The following is a 17,210-nucleotide window of genomic DNA, read 5'->3' as shown; positions in this document are numbered from 1 at the left end:
TATGTCTGTAATTTCACCCAGCAAAGCCACTCCCTCGTCCACCCAGGGCAGCGCCGCCGGCGGGTCCAGGACGCGCCCCGGAAAGCTGGCTGAGTCCGGCAGCCCCACCGTCCGGCCGCCTGCAGCGGCGCACCTGAGCGACGAGCAGGTAGCCGAGCTGGGCCGTGAACTCGACGCCATCCGCGACGAAATCCTGGCCAAGCGCGGCGCCGAAGACGCGGCCTACATCCGCCGGATGATCAAGATCCAGCGCGGACTCGAAATCTCCGGCCGCGCCGCGCTGCTGGTCAGCAAGAACAAGGCCGCCTGGGTCACCGGCACCACCCTGCTCAGCCTCGCCAAGATCCTGGAGAACATGGAGCTGGGCCACAACATCCTCCACGGCCAGTGGGACTGGATGCGCGATCCGGACATCCACTCCACCACCTGGGAATGGGACTTCGTCACCCCCTCGCGCTCCTGGCAGCACACCCACAACGACCTGCACCACCGCTGGACCAACGTGGTGGGCAAGGACAACGACGTCGGATACAACCTCCTGCGCATGGACGAAGCCCAGCCGTGGAAGCCCATCAACCTGGCCAACCCGCTGTTCAACGCCATCCTGGCACCGGTCTTCGAGTGGGGCATCGCCATCTACGACCTCGAACTGACCGAGTATAAGGAAGGCACCAAGTCCAAGGAAGCCCTGCTCAAGGACCTCAAGGCTTTGGGCAAGAAGGTGGTCACGCAGTTCACCAAGGACTACGCGGCCACCCCTGCCGTGGCAATGCTGACCGGTTCCGGGAAACAGGCCCTCTACGGCACCATCACAGCCAACGCCATCCGCAACGTCTGGGCTCATGCGGTGATCTTCTGCGGCCACTTCCCCGAAGGTACCGACACCTTCACTGAGGAAATGGTGGAAGGCGAAACCCGCGGCGACTGGTACGTCCGCCAGATGATCGGCTCGGCCAACATCTCGGGCTCCAAGTTCATGCACATCATGACCGGCAACCTGTCACACCAGATCGAGCACCACCTGTTCCCGGACCTGCCCTCCAGCCGGTATGCAGAGGTGGCTCCGCGCGTCCGCGAAATCTGCCAGCGCTACGGGCTGAAGTACACCACCGGACCGCTGATCAAGCAGGTGGGCTCTTCCTGGGCCAAGGTGTTCAAGCTGGCACTGCCGGGCAAAACCGCCAAGGCCTGACCGTAACCCGGGCCTGATTTCCTTATTGCCGCAGGCTGGGCGACAGGACCATGTCGTCCAGCTTAGGCAGGGCCTGCCGCAGCCGGTGGCCCGCCTGGTCCATGATGCGGGCCGCCGCCGAGAGGGTGGTGTCCTCCAGCAGCACCGTGGCGGCGCCCTGCAGCCGGTGCCCGTTCCAGCGCAATTGCAGCCGCTCTACGGCCAGCACGCCGGGGGTGTCCTCCAGGGCGTGATGGGCCTGCGATACCAGTTCGGGCTCGATGCCGTCCATCAGCCGGCGGCCGATGCTCCGGATGGTGCCCCACAGAAGCACCATGATGGCTGCGGAAATCAGTAGCCCAACAATCGGGTCTGCCAGCGGGAACCCGAGCATGACGCCCACGGCGCCGAGCACCACGGCCAGTGAAGTGAACCCGTCCGTGCGGGCGTGCACGCCGTCGGCCACGAGCGCAGCAGACCCGATCCTGCGGCCCACCTTGATGCGGTACATGGCCACCGCCTCGTTGCCGGCGAAACCGATCAGCCCGGCCGCCACCACCCAGCCCAGGTTTTGGAGGGGCTGCGGGTTCACCAGCCGGTCCACCGACTGCCAGCCGGCAACAACCGCTGAAAGCGCCACCACGCCCACGATGAACAGTCCCGCCAGATCCTCGGCACGCCCGAAACCATAGGTGTACCGGCGCGTGGCGGCCTTCCGTCCCAGGAGGAAGGCCACCCAGAGCGGCACCGCTGTGAGGGCATCCGAGAAGTTGTGGATGGTGTCCGCGAGCAGGGCCACTGAGCCACTGAACAGGACCACCACGAACTGCAGCACGGTGGTGGCCAGCAGTACGAAAAGGCTGACCTTCAGGGCGCGGATGCCCTCGCTGCTTGCTTCCATGGCGTCGTCGATGGAGTCGGCGGCATCGTGGGTGTGCGGCACGAACAGCTCCCTCAGCCAGCCCTTGAAACCCCCTTGATGGTGGTGCCCACGGCCGTGGTCATGGCTGTGGTGGTGGTCATGCTCTGCGGTGTGCCCTTGGTGGTGGTCATGGCCAACTCCGTGGTGACTGCTCACTGCTTCTCACGGCCCAGGCGGTGGTGGGCCGGCTGCCCGCCCAGGGCGTGTTCGGCCTGGAAGATTGCGTCCGCCACGAGCTGCCGGGCGTGTTCGTTCTCCAGCCGGTACAGGACCCGGGTCCCGTCCTGCCGTGTGGAGACCATCCTGGCCAGCCGCATCTTGGCCAGGTGCTGGGAGACGGCGGCGGGTGATTTCCCCACCACGTCGGCCAAGGCTCCCACAGCCATTTCGCCATCGCGGAGGGCCAGGATGATGCGCACCCTGGTGGCATCCGCCAGCATCGAAAACACCTCCACGGCAAGCTCCACGAACTGGCTGTCCGTCCCCAGCGAGCAAATACTCTTATCTGCGTTCATGCGCATATAGTGACACAGCAGCGGCTGCGGCCGCCACTATGGCGGCCGCAGCCGCCGTCGCATAATTGATCCCACAGCCGCCGCGGCCTACGGAGGAATCATGCGGTTCTTGGGAGCACTTCTTGTCATCTGGCTGATCATCGGCGGGGTGGCCGCCTGGCAGCGCGGCTACTTCGGCGGGGCACCGGGAAACTGTGCCGAGGCGGGAACGGTGCTCGTCACCATCGTGGCCGGGCCCTTGAATTACATGGGGGTCAACCCGCAGATCTCCTGCGAGCTGCCACAGCCGTCGCAGTAGCAGGATCGGCACCCAACGCCATTCGCGGCCCTAGAGTAGGGAGTGCGCGGGCTCCGCACAACGTTGCCCGCACCGACCAGCCTCGAAAGGAATCTGCCCGTTATGGCTTTCATCACCGTTGGGACCGAGAACAGCACTGATATCGAGCTCTACTACGAGGACCACGGCTCGGGCCAGCCCGTTGTTCTGATCCACGGCTACCCCCTGGACGGCTCGTCGTGGGAGAAGCAGACAGCTGCCCTGCTGGACGCCGGCTACCGGGTCATCACCTATGACCGCCGCGGCTTTGGCAAGTCCAGCAAGCCCACCGAAGGCTACGACTACGACACGTTCGCTGCCGACCTCAACGAGCTGCTGACCTCGCTGAACCTGAATGACGTGGTGCTGGTGGGCTTCTCCATGGGCACCGGCGAGGTGGCGCGCTACCTGGGCACCTACGGTTCCGCCCGCGTGGCACGTGCTGCCTTCCTCGGTTCCCTGGAGCCGTTCCTGCTCAAGACCGACGACAACCCGGAGGGCGTCCCGCAGGAAGTCTTCGATGGCCTGATGGAAGCGGTGAAAGCGGACCGCTACGCCTTCTTCACCGAGTTCTTCAAGAACTTCTACAACACGGACACCTTCCTGGGCACCCCGAGGCTCAGCCAGGAGGCCGTGAGCGCCAGCTGGAACCTGGCCTCCAGCTCAGGGGCAACGGCATCCGTTGAGGCCCAGCCCACCTGGATCACGGACTTCCGCCAGGACATCCCCAAGATCGACGTTCCGGCTCTCATCCTGCACGGCACCGCGGACAACATCCTCCCCATCGACTCCACCGGCCGCCTCTTCGCGAAGGCACTGCCCAGCGCCGAGTACGTGGAGATCGAGGGCGCCCCGCACGGCCTGCTCTGGACCCACGGCGCCGAGGTGAATGAAGCACTGCTCCGCTTCCTCGCCAAGTAGCGCCCCGAGCAAACAACTTTCGACGACGGCGGGAGGCCGCCGTCGTCGAAAGTGCGCGAGCGTTGGCCTGTCCGGCAGTAAGTCGCCGAAGAATTCGCCCTATATGCGAGGGGCCTGTGAAACGGGAGCGGGCGACAGCTGCAGAGCCAGGTCCCGGAGCTCCGTGGGCCGGAACGGTTTGGTGAGGTACGCCGCGGCACCGGAAGCCATCCCGGCCAGCAGGTCGTCATTTTCAGACCGGGCCGTCAGGAACAGCAGGGGGGCCTGGCTGAACTCCCGGATGGCGCGTGCCACAATATGGCCGTCCATGTCCGGCAGGCCAAGGTCCAAGGTGACAAGGGTAATAGCCGGATCTTCGGCCGCGGCTATGGCCTCGGCGCCGGTCGGGACCGAAAGCACCTCGAATCCGGCGCGCGAAAGCACCACGGTGATCAGTCCAGAGATGTCTTTGTCGTCTTCCACGACAAGGCAGACCCTTTTATTTTCCATCAAAGCCCCCCGGCGAAAGTTTGCCTTATTCTACCTGCGCCGCGGTGCTTTGCGGATGTGTTAATTAGCCGTCGTAATGTGTGCGCGCCGGGCCCTGGCCCAGAGCGTTGACGACGGCGGCCGCCACGTCATGCAGCTTCGAGTTGCGGGTGCTGGACGCGGTCTTGAGGATCTCAAAGGCGTCAAGCTGGCTGCAGCGGTTCTGGGCCATGATGATGCCCACGGCCATGTCGATGACGGTGCGGGATTCCAGCGTGGCGCGCAGGTTGGCTGCCGTCTCGCTGTAATGGGCGAAACGCACGGCCAGGCGGAGCGCGAGCGACGTCTGGCTGACGAAATCCTCAGCGAATTCGAGGACCCGGCTGTCAAAGCGGTTCGGCCTGCGTGAATACAGCAGCAGGGCAGCCTTCGTCTCGCCTTCCAGGTGGAACGGCAGCGCCACCACGGAGCGGACCCCCTCTGCGGCCATGGCGGCGGAATACTCGGGCCACCGACCGTCCGCTTCGAGATCCGGAACGTGCACGGTCTCCCGGGTGGTGGAAGCAGTCAGGTTGGGAGCTTCTGAGAACTGGTGCTCAAGGAGGCCAAGGGCCTTGGCCTCCGGGCTGCTGCTGGCCACCGTGGCGGCCTTGCGCTGCCGGAGCAGGGTGATGGCGCACAGCATTTCGTCGCCGGGCTCGGAAAGATTGCGGGCAGACACCTGCGCCAGTTCGTTGAGGAAATCCTCGACGTCCGAGCTGTTCAGGACCAGCTCGTGCAGGTGCTCTTTGATGGATGTATCGGTTTTTGCTGTTGACTCGCTGGCCACGGTTTTTCTGGTGCCATTCGCTCAGGTCAAAACAACCCGGCAACACACACCGGCCCTGCCGCGAAGACGGGAACCGGTGGAGGTCGCTGGATCGATGAACTGTCCAACGGCCTGCTGCTAAACCGATATTCCGAGTATATACATCCCGGCGTCCGCCCGGGCGTCACATTCACCCGCGCCGGAACACGCCACTCTGGCGCACTGCCGGTGTTCCCGGCAGAATGAAGCAGGTGCCGGCGCCCCGGCGGCAGGCCGGCAGGCCCGCGCCAGCTTCCCCGGAAGGGACACGAACATGCCCAGGCTACTCATCATCGGTCCGCCCGGCTCGGGCAAGGGGACCCAGGCCGAACACCTGGCCAGGCACTTCGGTGTCCCGGCCGTCTCCACCGGGGACATCTTCCGCAGCAACGTGAGCCGGGGGACGGACCTGGGTGCCCAGGCGGCCAGGTACCTCGACGGCGGCGACTTCGTTCCGGACCACCTCACCAACGCCTTGGTAAAAGACCGGCTGCTTGACAGCGACGTCCGGTCCGGCTTCCTGCTGGACGGGTATCCGCGCACGGCCCCCCAAGTGGTGGAACTGGACAACCTGCTCGGCTCCCAGGGACTGGCCCTGGACGCCGTCATCGAACTGCGGGCACCGGACGCCGAACTCGAGCAGCGGATGCGCGGGCGCGCCGATGAACAGGGGCGGACCGATGACACGGTGGACGTGTTTCGCCGCCGGCTGGACCTCTACCACCGCGAGACCCACGAGGTGGTCTCTGTCTATGCGGGCAGGGGGATCCTGGTCTCAGTGGACGGCAGCGGCGACCCAGCGGACATCACCACGCTGGCGATCGCCGCCGTCGAAAAGTTCCTTGCTACACCCCGGGCCTGATTCCGGCCCATCCAACCAACCGAAGGACATCCCGATGAGAATTGCCGTCACCGGCGGAAGCGGAAAACTAGGCCGGCACGTGGTCCGCCGGCTCACCGACGACGGACACCAGGTCCTCAACCTGGACCGGGAAGGAGCCCGGAGCCCCGGACTGCTGGTGGTGGACCTGCGCAACTACGGCCAGGTGGTGGATGCGCTGCTCGGGGTGGACGACAGGCACACCGGGTTCGACGCCGTGGTGCACCTGGGCGCCATCCCCGCGCCGGGCATCCTTCCGGACGCGGCGACGTTCGAAAACAACATGCTCTCCACCTACAACGTCTTCCAGGCGGCCCGGCGCGCGCGCATCAAGAAAGTGGTCTACGCCTCCAGCGAGACGGTGCTGGGACTGCCGTTCGACGTCGATCCGCCTTACATCCCGGTGGACGAGGAATACCCTGCCCGGCCGGAAAGCACCTACTCCCTGGTCAAGCACCTGGAAGAGCAGATGGCGGTGGAGCTGACGCGCTGGGACCCGGAACTGAGCATCGTAGGCTTGCGCTTCTCCAACGTCATGGACGTGGAGGACTACGCCAGCTTTCCCTCGTTCGACGCCGATGCAATGCTGCGGAAGTGGAACCTCTGGGGCTACATCGACGGCCGGGATGGTGCCCAGGCCGTGGCGCGGGCGCTGGAGAACGGCAGGCCCGGGTTCGAAGCGTTCATCATCGCCAATGCAGACACGGTCATGGACCGGTCGAGTGCCAGCCTCGCCGCCGAGGTTTTCCCGGCAGTGAAGGTGACCAAGGAACTGGGCGAGCACGAAACCATGCTGTCCATTGACAAGGCCAGGCGGCTCCTGGGATTCGAACCTGTTCACAGCTGGCGGGACCACCGGCCGTAGCCCCGCGGGCTTGGTCCGGCGCCGGAAAACACGGCGCGCGCAGGAATGCCCAAGGGTTCCCGCAGGATCCTGCGAAGACCCGCCTGCGGGCCTATCCGGGCTCCTATTCTGGTGGTGACAGCGGTGGTTCCCCCGCCCCCGCACCCCCTACGCCATCACCAAGGACCCCAAAATTCGCACCCCATCTCTTGTGCTGTCCGCAGCCGCAGCACTGGTCTCAGCCGTCGCCCTGACCGCCACGTCCGTCCCTGCCACAGCGGCACCCAAAGAGGATACGGGCACCGCGGGCCGCTACATCGTCCAGTTCGCGGCGAATGCCAATGTGGAAGCCGAGGCGGCAAACCTGCGCGGGCAAGGGCTCGCCGTCGGCCGTACCTTCAAAAACGCGCTCCGCGGCGCGGTGATCACGGCCAACCCCGCCCAGGCCGAGGCGCTGGGCCGGTCCGCCCGCGTCCTGTCGGTGGAGGCGGACGCCCCCGTCAGCATCTCCGGCACCCAGCAGCCCTCGCCCTGGGGCCTTGACCGGGTGGACCAGCGCGGTCTGCCGCTGTCCGGCTCCTACTCGTGGACCGCTGCCGGGACCGGCGTGACCGCCTACGTGGTGGATACCGGCGTCCTGGCCTCCCACGCCGATTTCGGCGGCCGGGTGACCCCAGGCTGGAGCGCGGTGACTGACGGCCTGGGCTCCGGCGACTGCAACGGCCACGGCACCCACGTTGCCGGAACCGTGGCGGGATCCACCTATGGCGTGGCAAAGGCCGCAACCGTGGTGCCCGTCCGGGTGCTCGACTGCAAGGGCTCCGGCTACAACTCGGACGTGGTGGCCGGACTGGACTGGATCGCGGCCCACCACCCGGCAGGCGTGCCGGCGGTGGCCAACCTCAGCCTCGGCGGCCCCGCCAGCACGGCGGTGGACACGGCCATCCAGGCAGTGATGAACGACGGCGTCTCCGCAGTGGTTGCCGCCGGCAACTCCGCAGTGGACGCGTGCGGCAGTTCACCTGCCCGGGTGTCCGCGGCCGTCACCGTGGCTGCCAGCGATTCGGCAGACCGGCAGGCCTCCTTCTCCAACTACGGCTCCTGCGTGGACCTGTACGCCCCAGGCGTGGGCATCACGTCCACGTACTACACCTCCGCCACGGCAACCGCCTCCATGTCCGGTACATCCATGGCCGCGCCCCACGCCGCCGGCGCTGCCGCCGTGCTGCTCTCGCAGAACCCGGCCCTCACTCCGGCCCAGGTAGCCGGTTCACTCGTGTCCAACGCGACCGCCGGCGTCATCACCGGCGCCACCGGCGGAACCCCGAACCGGCTGCTGTACGCCGGTAGCGTGGCTGCCGCGCCCGCGCCTGCTCCCGCGCCAGCTCCCGCGCCCGCGCCTGCTCCTGCTCCCACGCCCGCGCCTGCGCCCACCGTCACGGCCGTAGCTCCCGGCGCGAACGCCACCTCGGTGGGGACCGGCAGCAACGTGACGGCCACCTTCAGCACTGCAGTGCAGGGCGTCTCAGCCGCCACCTTCGTGCTCAAGAACGCGGCCGGCAGCAGCATTCCCGCCACCGTCACCTACAACGCCACCACCCGGACCGCAACCCTGGACCCCTCTGCCAGCCTCGCCGCCGACACCATGTACACGGCTTCGCTGGTGGGTGGCTCCGCTGCCATCCGGGATGCGGCCGGAACCCCGCTGGCTTCCGCCAGCTGGAGCTTCCTGTCCGGACCGGCCCCGGTGGTTACCGGCACCACCCCGGGCAGCAATGCTTCACTGGTGCGCCGCGGCAACAACATCAGCGTGAGCTTCAGCGAGGCGGTCCAGGGCGTTAACGGCACCACCTTCACCGTGAAGAACTCCGCCACGGGGGCAGAGGTACCGGCCACCGTTTTCCGGAACGGCACCACCAACCAGTGGATCCTGGACCCACAGCAGGCCCTGGCCGCCAAAACCAAGTACACCGTGACGGTCACCGGCGGCGGGACGGCCGTCCGCGACCTGGCCGGAAACCAGCTGGCCACCCGCACCTGGCAGTTCACCACCGGCTCGTTCTAAGGCGGGGAGGGTTAGGGGATTATCCCGCCCTGCGGGGATAATCTTCACCCTAGGCAATCTTCACGGCGCAGGGATGGCAGAGTGGCACAGCAGGAACCAGCAGGCTCCGGAACAGCTTCCGGAAGAACGGGGAAGCACGCCGGCAAGTGGCGGGCCTTCCACGACAAGTTCGTGGTGGAGGAACGCTACCTGGATCCTGCCGACCGGCGGGGCCTTTACCGGGCGGCTGTCATCCTTGTGACTGCCGGCGTGGCGCTCTTCGTGGCCACCCTCATCAGCGTGCTGCAGGCGGACGGGCTCTCCGCGGCAGACGGCCCGGTCCGCGACTGGCTGCTCGGCCTGAGGTCCGACACCCTGACGGTCATCATGATCTTCCTGGCCGTGGTGTTCGGGCCCATCGCCCTTCCCATCATCATCCTGATAGTCGTTCTCGCGTGGGGCTTCGCCGCCAAGCATGCCTGGCGGCCCATCCTGCTGGCGTCCGCGATGCTGACGGGCGTTATCGTCTCGCAGATCATCCTCCAGATCGTCCGGCGCTCGCGGCCACCCGTGGACCAGATGCTCTTCGGCATCGACCACACTTTTTCGTTCCCCTCCGGCCACGTCCTGGGGGCATGCGACTTCCTGCTGGTGGGTGCCTTCCTGATCTTCTCCCGGCGGAAAAACACCCGCGCCGCGGTATGGGGCTTTATTGGGGCGGGCTTCGGCATTGTCCTCGCGGCGCTGAGCCGGCTGTACCTGGGGTACCACTGGCTCAGCGATGCGCTCGCCTCTGTCTCCCTCTCGCTCATCATCCTGGGCTGCGTGATTGCCGTGGACACCTGGCGGACTGCGCGGATCCCGGGGGAGCGGATCACCGGGGAGCTGTCCAAGGCGGAGACGCAGGGCGAGTAACCCCGCCTATTCAGGCGGGCGGCCGGGACCGGGCCCGCTTCAGGGCGCGGTGCAGTTTCACGTTGGCAGCCTCCAGTTCCAGCACCTTGGCCACGCCTGCAAGGTTCAGGCCCTGTTCCAGGAGTTCGCCAATGCGCAGCAGCACGGCGATGTCGTCGTCGCTGTACTGGCGGGTGCCGCCAGCGGTCCGGGACGGGGTCAGCAATCCCTTGGTCTCGTACAACCGGATGTTCTGCTGGCCCGTTCCCGCCAGCTTGGCCGCAACCGAAATGGCGTAGAGCGCACGCCCGCTGGCTGGGCGCGGCGCCCGTCCTGCTGCGTCTGCCATGGGGCCTCCAAAATCGTCGTGCGCGGTATTGCCTCAGTTTCCCACGGGTGCTATAAAAAATCTATATCCACCACCATAGATCGGCGGGGGATACAGAACCGATCCAACACTTACAAGCTGAAGGAGTGGGAAAAATGATGTTGATGCGTACGGACCCGTTCCGCGAGCTGGACCGGCTCACGCAGCAGGTCTTTGGAACCGCCGCCCGCCCGGCCGCCATGCCCATGGACGCCTGGCAGGAAGACGGTGAATTCGTTGTGGCATTTGACCTCCCGGGCGTCAAGGTTGACTCGCTGGACCTCAATGTCGAACGCAACGTCCTCACCGTCCGGGCCGAGCGCCAGGACCCCACGCAGCCGAACGTTGAGCTGGTGGCTGCGGAGCGTCCCCGCGGTGTCTTCAGCCGCCAGCTGATCCTCGGCGACACGCTGAACACGGACAACATCAAGGCAAGCTACGACCAGGGTGTCCTGACCTTGCGCATTCCCGTCGCCGAGCAGGCAAAGCCGCGCAAGATCGAGATCGACACGCAGCAGGGCCAGAGGCAGCAGATCTCAACCTAGCTCCCGGACACCACCAGGCACGCGCACGGCGCCGCCCTGGCGGCGAAGTCCATGTCCGAAACGGCGGCACCCGGGCCTTTCGTGCCCAGGCGCCGCCGCTGCGGAGGCCAAGATGACTGACACTCCCGATTACTACGCCACCCTGCACGTCCGGCCGGACGCCAGCCAGCAGGAAATATCCAGGGCATACCGGGCCCTGATGCGCAGCCACCATCCCGACATGGAGGGCGCCAGTGACCCGGAGGGTGAACTGCTGCGGATCATGCAGGCGTTCAGTGTCCTGCGCGATCCGCAGCGGCGCGCCGCCTACGACAAACAGCAGGCGGCCTCCGGTCCGCGGGTGATTCCCGTGCGGAAAGTGCCTGCCCGCGGCGGAGACCCCGGACCTGCGTTCAGGGTTACCCCCGTCCGCTGGGAGAGCGGGCCCTGGTCCTAGCAAACGGCGTGCAGGCAGTGTTGCGGGTGTCACCAACGGAAAAGCGGCAGCAACGAAAACCGCGAGGAGGCGGAGATCTGCATGAGCGATTGGCGGCGCTACGATTCACACCTGATTCCGGCATTCCATGAGCGCTTCGAGCAGCGGTGGGGTGTTGGGACGGCACCTTTCCTCGACCCGGAAGCGCATGAGGAACCCCTGCCCCGGGCCCAATGGATCAATCCGGCCACGGGTGCGGCGCTGGCCGTGGTGCCGGTGTGGACGGCCGAAGAGAAGCAGCAAAGGTCGTTTGGCGTGTTCTACCTTCCGCCGGGCGGGGACATCTGGGTCCTGCGCCCCGGCTATACCGGCTACCTGGAACCGGCGGACGGCGAGCCGGAACATCTGGTGACGCTCCGCAATGACGCTTTCCGCAAAGCCGTGGCGCACGCCAAGGAGTTCCTCTTCGGATCCCTGTAGTTGCTGGCCACAGCGGCTGCGGGCAACGGTTTCGCGCCGGAGGCAGGCCTGCTCGTCAGCAGGCTTACTGTATGCCATCCTGAGACGTACTTATTCGACCGTGACGAAGGCCCGCCCCATGCACATCACCGCCAAGGAACTCGCAGCCCTCATCCCTCCGGGGTTCACGCTGGGTGTTGCCACCGCTGCGTTCCAGATCGAAGGGGCACTGGACGAGGACGGCCGCGGACGCGCCGGCTGGGACGTGTTTGCCGCCAAGCCCGGCGCCATCGTGGAGGACCACAGCCCGGTGGTTGCCTGCGACCACTACCACCGGATGCCCCAGGACGTTGCCCTGATGAAGCAGCTGGGCGTGGATTCCTACCGGTTCTCGTTCGCGTGGCCGCGCATCCAGCCCACAGGGAGCGGGCCAGGCAACAAAGCGGGCCTGGCTTTCTACGACAGGCTCCTCGACGAGTTGCTGGCCAATGGCATTTCGCCGATGGCCACTATCTACCACTGGGACACCCCGCTCGCGCTGGACGAGGCGGACGGCTGGCTGAACCGGGACACCGCCTACCGGCTGGGGGAGTACGCCGGGATCCTGGCCGATGCCTTCGGTGACCGGGTTGCCCGGTGGGTCACCATCAACGAGCCCGCAACCGTCAGCACCAACGGCTACTCCCTGGGCCTGCACTCACCGGGCAAGGAGTTGCTCCTGGGCGCCTTTCCCACTGTCCACCACCAGCTGCTGGGGCACGGTTTGGCCGTGCAGGCACTGCGGGCCGCCAAAGTTGCGGGCGAGATCGGCATGACCAATGTCTACTCACCCATGGTCCCCAACTCGATCAACCCGCTGGACCGCATCAGTGCCGGGCTAATGGACCTGGCCCAGAACCGGCTCTACGCGGACCCCGTGCTCACGGGCAAGTATCCAGACCTGATCCGGGCCGCGAAGTTCTTCTCCTCCTTCGACCACCCGGAGGAGGACATGGCAGTCATTTCCCAGCCGCTGGATTTCTACGGCCTCAACTACTACATGCCCACCAAGGTGGCGGTGGGCCCGGGCGGCGGCGCGGTGCCCGCGAGCATGGCCGAAGCCATGGGCAGCGACCTCAGCGCGGCCGGCAGCGGCGGCACCCCCTTCCACGTGGAGACCTGGCCGGAGGCGGACATCACGTCCTACGGCTGGCCGGTGAAGCCGGAGTACATGGCGGTGGCCCTGAAGGAGATGGCCGAGCGATACCCCAACCTGCCGCCGGTGATCCTTACCGAGGGCGGTGCCAGCTTCGAGGACATCATTGTCCGGGACAAGTCCACCAACACCCGGTTCATCCCGGATGAGCGCCGGCTGAAATACCTCTCGGACCACCTGGAAACGGCGCTGCGGGCAACCTCCCCGGGCGGCGAGGCGGAGTCCGTGGACCTGCGCGGCTACTACGTCTGGTCACTGCTGGACAACTTCGAGTGGTCCGCTGGCTACAACCAGCCGTTCGGGCTCCTGCACGTTGACTTCGAGACGCTGGAGCGGACGCCGAAGGCCTCGTACTTCTGGCTCCAGGAGCTGATCGAGGAACGCGACCTGGCCGTGGCGGCAGATGCTCTCATCGCGCAGGCCGTGGTGCCGGAGGAGTTTGAAGCGGAAGCGCCCGACGACGGCGTGTCCCCGCTGGGTGCCAGCGCCTAGGCCTGCACCGGTTTCAGAGCATTCCCAGCATGGCCAGCTGCTTGGCCATTCCGGCGCCGTCCGGGGAGTAGATCCACGGGACCTTGGAAGCGGTGTGGTCGCCGTCCTCCGAGTGGCCGCCGGCAAACACGGACTCGCTGACGGAGAGCTGGCGGATGGCAATGGCCGCCACCTTGTCCGGGTTATCGCTGGCAAAGCCCGAATAGATGGCTTCGTCATGCTGGCCGTTGTCTCCGATCAGGAGCCACTGCATGTCCGGAAACTCCTTGCTCAGCCGTTCCAGGTTGCGGCGCTTGTGCTCCTGCCCGCTGCGGAACCAGCGGTCCTGGGTCAGGCCCCAGTCGGTCAGCAGCAGGGCCCCCTTCGGGTACATGTTGCGGTTCAGGAACCGTGCCAGCGTGGGAGCAGCGTTCCATGGGCCGGTGGACAGGTACACCACCGGCGCGTCGGGGTGTTCAATGGTCAGCCGGTCCAGCAGGACTGCCATGCCGGGGGTAGCCATACGGGCCCGTTCGCTGAGCACGAAGGTGTTCCAGAGGGCCAGGAACGGGCGGGGCAGGGCCGTCACCATGACGGTGTCGTCAATGTCCGAAACGATGCCGAATTTCACGTCGGGGGCGATCACCTGGATAAGGGCCTCGGCGGGCTCCGTCCCTTCGGCCCGCAGCACGGCGGTGTGCCAGCCGGGGGACAGCTGGACGCTGACCTCGGTGTCAATGATCCCGCCCCGGTCCGCACGCACGTGGGTGACAACATCGCCAATGGTGATTTCGACGTCGATGAACTGCAGCGGCACACCGGTGAACGCCCGCCAGCCGCGGATATTCTGGTTACCGTTCTTTGCAGCGGTTTCGGCCTTGCTGCCCGGGAGCGGCTTTTGCGTCATCAGGACCCTGCCCAGCACCCGGACCAGGGTGGTGGACCCGTAACCCTGGTAGGCGATGGTCTGGGGTACGAACTTCCAGCGCCTGGCCAGCTTGAGCCGGACCCCGTTGAAGGCGTCGGAGATTCGGTGGGCCAGGCGGAAAACCTGGTTGCCTGACAGTCCAAGCCGATTGTTTATGTCCTGGCTGGAAGGGTTGGCGGGGTTCCGGTGCGAGTCCTGCGGAGCGGTGTCCATGGCTCCACTCTGCCACAGGGCGCCGGTCGGCGAGGAGGCCGTGGTAACGTGACGCCGCTCCGCGGCGCTGCCCTGCGGCGTTAACCCGTGCCAAGGATGCCGCGCAGGGTCTCCGCGTTCCGCACTGCGTTGCCGCCGCCGTCGTTATTGAAATAGGCGTAAACATCGAGGCCGTCAGCCGCCCATCCGCGGATCCGGTCCGCCCACCAGTGCAGGTCTGCGTCCGAGTAGGAGCCTGCGTAGAGGTGCTGGTGGTCCGGCCCGTGCAACCGTACGTAGGCGAACGGGGCCGTGGTGCGCAGGAGGCAGGGCAGGTTGGCGCCGCTCATGATGCAGTAGGCGGCCTGGTGCCGTTCCAGCAGCGCGAACACCTCCGGGCTGTCCCAGGTGGGGTGGCGGAATTCCACGGAGACCCGGATCCACGGCGGAACCGCCGCCAGGAAGTAGTCCAGTCGGGCATCGTCGCGTTCCATCTGGGGCGGCAGCTGGACCAGCAGGACCGCCCGCTTGTCGCCCAGTTCATGCCAGCAGCGTTCGATCCGCTCCAGCCACACCTCGGGGGAGTAAAGCTTCCTGGCGTGGGTGAGGCCGCGGGGAGCCTTGACCGACATGCTGAAACCCGGGGGCAGGCGCCGGTTCCAGCCGGCGAAGGTGGTGTCCTTGGGCCAGCGGTAGAAGCTGGCGTTGAGCTCGACGGTGTTGAAGCGCGCGACATAGTGCTGGAGCCTGTCCTTCACCGGGAGCCGGGGCGGGTACAGGACGTTCTCCCAGTGGTCGTAGCTCCACCCTGACGTGCCGATATGGACTGCCACCCCTGCAGGCTACACCGAATTGTGCCTTTCAACGGGCCCCCCGAAGGGCGCCACTGTGGCAGGGTAAGGTCATGGCGCGAATAGAGGATTACGCGGTGGTGGGGGACCTGCAGACCGGTGCCCTGGTGAGCAACGAGGGCTCCATCGACTGGCTGTGCCTGCCCCGCTTCGATTCCCCCGCCTGCTTCAGCGCGCTGCTGGACACGCCCGACGCCGGCCGCTGGCTTTTGGCGCCGAAGGACGGGGGGCCCTGCACGCGGCGGGGCTACCGCGACGGCACCCTGATCCTCGAAACGGAGTGGGAGACCCCCGAGGGGACGGTGCGGGTCACCGACTTCATGCCGCCCCGTGACGCGGTGGCGGACATCGTCCGCATCGTCGAAGGCGTCAGTGGCAGCGTGAAGATGCGCGGCGAACTGGTTATGCGGTTCGACTACGGCCACATCATTCCCTGGGTCCGCCGGGACAAGTACGGGCTGCATGCCATCGCGGGCCCGGATGCCGTCTACTTCGTCACCCCCGCGCCCCTCCAAAGCGAGAACATGCACACCATCAGCGAGTTCACCGTCAGCGCAGGGGAGCGGATCCCATTCGTGCTGACCTGGGCGCCCAGCCATGTGGGCCGGCCCCACACCGTGGACGCGGAGAAGGTCCTGGCCACCACCTATGCCTTCTGGCGTGGCTGGGCTTCGCAGTGCACCGTCAAAGGCGAATACCAGGAGGCCGTGCTGCGCTCCCTGGTTACCCTGAAGGCGCTGACCTACGCGCCGACCGGTGGAATTGTGGCAGCTGTGACCACGTCCCTGCCGGAGCAGCTGGGCGGACCGCGCAACTGGGACTACCGGTACTGCTGGCTGCGGGACGCCACGATGACGCTCCAGGCGCTCCTTGCGGCCGGATACAGCGCCGAAGCAGCCGCGTGGCGGGACTGGCTGCTGCGCGCCGTTGCCGGCGACCCCGCGGACCTGCAGATCATGTACGGGATCCACGGCGAACGGCGGCTGCCCGAAATGGAGCTGTCCTGGCTGAAAGGCTACGAAAACTCTTCACCGGTCCGGATCGGGAATGGTGCCGCGGAACAGCTGCAGCTGGATGTCTGGGGTGAGGTGCTGGACTGCCTGGCGCTGACCCGCAACTCGCTGCTCAAGCACACGGACGAGGCCTGGGACCTGCAGTGCGCCCTGATGGCGCACCTGGAGACCATCTGGGACCAGCCGGACAACGGGCTGTGGGAGATGCGCGGTCCGCGCCGGCACTTCACGCATTCCAAGGTGATGGCCTGGGTGGCCGCGGACCGGATGGTGAAAGGTGTCCGCGAATCCGGGCTGCCGGGCCCCGTGGAGCGGTGGGAAACGCTGCGGGAGACCATCCACCGCGACGTGATGGCCAACGGGTTCGACGCCGCCCGCAACACGTTCGTCCAGTCCTATGGCAGGCCGGAGCTGGACGCCAGCCTCCTGCTGATCCCGCGCGTGGGGTTCCTGCCGCCGGACGATCCGCGGGTCATTGGAACCATCGAGGCCATCCAGCGCGAGCTCACCGAAGACGGCCTTGTGCTGCGCTACCGTCCGGCACAGAGCGACGACGGGCTTCCGGGCGATGAGGGCGTGTTCCTGGCCTGCTCCTTCTGGCTGGTGGAGGCGCTCCTGGGGGCGGGCCGGCACGAGGAATCCAGGCAGCTTTTCGAACGCCTGCTGGAACTGCGGAACGATGTGGGGCTGCTGAGCGAGGAGTGGGCGGTCAAGGCAGGCCGCCAGCTGGGAAATACTCCTCAGGCTTTCAGCCACTTCGCCCTTGTGACTAGCGCTTTGGAGCTGCATCAGGATACGGTTCGCCGGAGTGATACCCCCATTCCGCCGGAATCGGCGGAACGGCGCAGAGGCGGCGCCGACAGGGGTACAGCTTCTCCTTCGCAGAATAGATAAGTATACTTACTAATACCTCATGGAGTGCTCCAAAAAGCACAGTGCCGTGACTGACGGA

Annotated in this window: 19 protein-coding genes; 12 read left to right on the top strand and 7 right to left on the bottom strand. The window is 66.5% G+C overall.

The annotated features are described in order from the left end of the window. The first annotated feature begins 1 nt into the window (after position 1). On the top strand, positions 2–1,192 hold the full coding sequence (locus AC5RTT_RS01100; protein WP_494143648.1) for a fatty acid desaturase family protein: 1,191 nt from the start codon (positions 2–4) through the stop codon (positions 1,190–1,192). Between the two features lie 22 nt (positions 1,193–1,214). On the opposite strand, the gene AC5RTT_RS01095 is transcribed toward AC5RTT_RS01100, so the two are convergent. Together AC5RTT_RS01095 and AC5RTT_RS01090 are read right to left on the bottom strand one after the other, a co-directional pair. Continuing rightward, on the bottom strand, positions 1,215–2,114 hold the full coding sequence (locus tag AC5RTT_RS01095) for a cation diffusion facilitator family transporter (protein WP_494143647.1): 900 nt from the start codon (positions 2,112–2,114) through the stop codon (positions 1,215–1,217). 131 nt (positions 2,115–2,245) lie between these two features. Continuing rightward, positions 2,246–2,608, bottom strand: coding sequence for an ArsR/SmtB family transcription factor (locus AC5RTT_RS01090; protein ID WP_494143646.1), 363 nt, complete (start codon positions 2,606–2,608; stop codon positions 2,246–2,248). Between the two features lie 100 nt (positions 2,609–2,708). On the opposite strand from AC5RTT_RS01090, the gene AC5RTT_RS01085 reads away from it, so the two are divergent. Beyond that, complete coding sequence (locus AC5RTT_RS01085) at positions 2,709–2,906, top strand: hypothetical protein (protein ID WP_494009493.1); 198 nt, start codon at positions 2,709–2,711, stop codon at positions 2,904–2,906. A gap of 102 nt (positions 2,907–3,008) precedes the next feature. Further along, entirely contained in the window at positions 3,009–3,845 is an 837-nt protein-coding gene (locus AC5RTT_RS01080) for an alpha/beta fold hydrolase (protein ID WP_494143645.1), read from the top strand. Positions 3,846–3,944: 99 nt separating this feature from the next. Here AC5RTT_RS01080 and AC5RTT_RS01075 read toward each other — a convergent pair whose 3' ends face one another. Beyond that, positions 3,945–4,307 carry a response regulator transcription factor gene (locus AC5RTT_RS01075; RefSeq protein WP_494143644.1) on the bottom strand — a complete coding sequence of 121 codons (363 nt, stop codon included), beginning with the start codon at positions 4,305–4,307 and terminating at the stop codon, positions 3,945–3,947. Positions 4,308–4,398: 91 nt separating this feature from the next. After that, the gene (locus AC5RTT_RS01070; protein WP_494143643.1) at positions 4,399–5,142 is read right to left on the bottom strand and encodes a GAF and ANTAR domain-containing protein; all 744 of its coding nucleotides are present in this window, start codon (positions 5,140–5,142) and stop codon (positions 4,399–4,401) included. 292 nt (positions 5,143–5,434) lie between these two features. Between AC5RTT_RS01070 and AC5RTT_RS01065 the strand changes: the two genes are divergently transcribed. From AC5RTT_RS01065 to AC5RTT_RS01050, 4 genes are all read left to right on the top strand, one after another. Further along, positions 5,435–6,022 carry an adenylate kinase gene (locus AC5RTT_RS01065; protein WP_494009489.1) on the top strand — a complete coding sequence of 196 codons (588 nt, stop codon included), beginning with the start codon at positions 5,435–5,437 and terminating at the stop codon, positions 6,020–6,022. Positions 6,023–6,056: 34 nt separating this feature from the next. Further along, on the top strand, positions 6,057–6,905 hold the full coding sequence (locus tag AC5RTT_RS01060) for an NAD-dependent epimerase/dehydratase family protein (RefSeq protein ID WP_494143642.1): 849 nt from the start codon (positions 6,057–6,059) through the stop codon (positions 6,903–6,905). A 190-nt stretch (positions 6,906–7,095) separates the two neighbouring features. Beyond that, complete coding sequence (locus tag AC5RTT_RS01055; protein WP_494143641.1) at positions 7,096–8,949, top strand: S8 family serine peptidase; 1,854 nt, start codon at positions 7,096–7,098, stop codon at positions 8,947–8,949. Between the two features lie 81 nt (positions 8,950–9,030). Beyond that, the gene (locus AC5RTT_RS01050; RefSeq protein WP_494143640.1) at positions 9,031–9,843 is read left to right on the top strand and encodes a phosphatase PAP2 family protein; all 813 of its coding nucleotides are present in this window, start codon (positions 9,031–9,033) and stop codon (positions 9,841–9,843) included. Between the two features lie 10 nt (positions 9,844–9,853). On the opposite strand, the gene AC5RTT_RS01045 is transcribed toward AC5RTT_RS01050, so the two are convergent. After that, entirely contained in the window at positions 9,854–10,171 is a 318-nt protein-coding gene (locus AC5RTT_RS01045; RefSeq protein ID WP_494143639.1) for a MerR family transcriptional regulator, read from the bottom strand. Between the two features lie 137 nt (positions 10,172–10,308). Here AC5RTT_RS01045 and AC5RTT_RS01040 point away from each other — a divergent pair, with 137 nt between their 5' ends. From AC5RTT_RS01040 to AC5RTT_RS01025, 4 genes are all read left to right on the top strand, one after another. Further along, positions 10,309–10,734: an Hsp20/alpha crystallin family protein gene (locus AC5RTT_RS01040; protein ID WP_494009902.1), complete on the top strand. Its 426-nt coding sequence runs from the start codon at positions 10,309–10,311 to the stop codon at positions 10,732–10,734. A gap of 112 nt (positions 10,735–10,846) precedes the next feature. Then, positions 10,847–11,170: a J domain-containing protein gene (locus tag AC5RTT_RS01035; RefSeq protein ID WP_494143638.1), complete on the top strand. Its 324-nt coding sequence runs from the start codon at positions 10,847–10,849 to the stop codon at positions 11,168–11,170. An 81-nt stretch (positions 11,171–11,251) separates the two neighbouring features. Continuing rightward, complete coding sequence (locus AC5RTT_RS01030) at positions 11,252–11,629, top strand: hypothetical protein (protein ID WP_494143637.1); 378 nt, start codon at positions 11,252–11,254, stop codon at positions 11,627–11,629. Between the two features lie 118 nt (positions 11,630–11,747). Continuing rightward, complete coding sequence (locus AC5RTT_RS01025) at positions 11,748–13,295, top strand: glycoside hydrolase family 1 protein (RefSeq protein ID WP_494143636.1); 1,548 nt, start codon at positions 11,748–11,750, stop codon at positions 13,293–13,295. A 13-nt stretch (positions 13,296–13,308) separates the two neighbouring features. On the opposite strand, the gene AC5RTT_RS01020 is transcribed toward AC5RTT_RS01025, so the two are convergent. Both AC5RTT_RS01020 and AC5RTT_RS01015 read right to left on the bottom strand, forming a co-directional pair. After that, positions 13,309–14,415 (bottom strand): App1 family protein phosphatidate phosphatase, encoded by a 1,107-nt coding sequence (locus AC5RTT_RS01020; protein ID WP_494143635.1) that lies wholly within the window; start codon positions 14,413–14,415, stop codon positions 13,309–13,311. 80 nt (positions 14,416–14,495) lie between these two features. Continuing rightward, positions 14,496–15,227: a DUF72 domain-containing protein gene (locus tag AC5RTT_RS01015; protein WP_494143634.1), complete on the bottom strand. Its 732-nt coding sequence runs from the start codon at positions 15,225–15,227 to the stop codon at positions 14,496–14,498. Positions 15,228–15,298: 71 nt separating this feature from the next. Between AC5RTT_RS01015 and AC5RTT_RS01010 the strand changes: the two genes are divergently transcribed. After that, positions 15,299–17,152 (top strand): glycoside hydrolase family 15 protein, encoded by a 1,854-nt coding sequence (locus tag AC5RTT_RS01010; protein ID WP_494143633.1) that lies wholly within the window; start codon positions 15,299–15,301, stop codon positions 17,150–17,152. Positions 17,153–17,210 lie beyond the last annotated feature (58 nt).

This window comes from Arthrobacter sp. Y3221157, from assembly GCF_059089865.1.
This window is presented reverse-complemented; position numbering and strand designations above follow the sequence as displayed.

Bases quoted from the DNA above. Each gene is read 5' to 3' on its own strand.
- AC5RTT_RS01100 (WP_494143648.1), top strand. From the start codon at position 2: ATGTCTGTAATTTCACCCAGCAAAGCCACTCCCTCGTCCACCCAGGGC.
- AC5RTT_RS01090 (WP_494143646.1), bottom strand. From the start codon at position 2,608: ATGAACGCAGATAAGAGTATTTGCTCGCTGGGGACGGACAGCCAGTTC.
- AC5RTT_RS01085 (WP_494009493.1), top strand. From the start codon at position 2,709: ATGCGGTTCTTGGGAGCACTTCTTGTCATCTGGCTGATCATCGGCGGG.
- AC5RTT_RS01080 (WP_494143645.1), top strand. From the start codon at position 3,009: ATGGCTTTCATCACCGTTGGGACCGAGAACAGCACTGATATCGAGCTC.
- AC5RTT_RS01065 (WP_494009489.1), top strand. From the start codon at position 5,435: ATGCCCAGGCTACTCATCATCGGTCCGCCCGGCTCGGGCAAGGGGACC.
- AC5RTT_RS01060 (WP_494143642.1), top strand. From the start codon at position 6,057: ATGAGAATTGCCGTCACCGGCGGAAGCGGAAAACTAGGCCGGCACGTG.
- AC5RTT_RS01045 (WP_494143639.1), bottom strand. From the start codon at position 10,171: ATGGCAGACGCAGCAGGACGGGCGCCGCGCCCAGCCAGCGGGCGTGCG.
- AC5RTT_RS01040 (WP_494009902.1), top strand. From the start codon at position 10,309: ATGTTGATGCGTACGGACCCGTTCCGCGAGCTGGACCGGCTCACGCAG.
- AC5RTT_RS01035 (WP_494143638.1), top strand. From the start codon at position 10,847: ATGACTGACACTCCCGATTACTACGCCACCCTGCACGTCCGGCCGGAC.
- AC5RTT_RS01030 (WP_494143637.1), top strand. From the start codon at position 11,252: ATGAGCGATTGGCGGCGCTACGATTCACACCTGATTCCGGCATTCCAT.
- AC5RTT_RS01025 (WP_494143636.1), top strand. From the start codon at position 11,748: ATGCACATCACCGCCAAGGAACTCGCAGCCCTCATCCCTCCGGGGTTC.
- AC5RTT_RS01020 (WP_494143635.1), bottom strand. From the start codon at position 14,415: ATGGACACCGCTCCGCAGGACTCGCACCGGAACCCCGCCAACCCTTCC.
- AC5RTT_RS01010 (WP_494143633.1), top strand. From the start codon at position 15,299: ATGGCGCGAATAGAGGATTACGCGGTGGTGGGGGACCTGCAGACCGGT.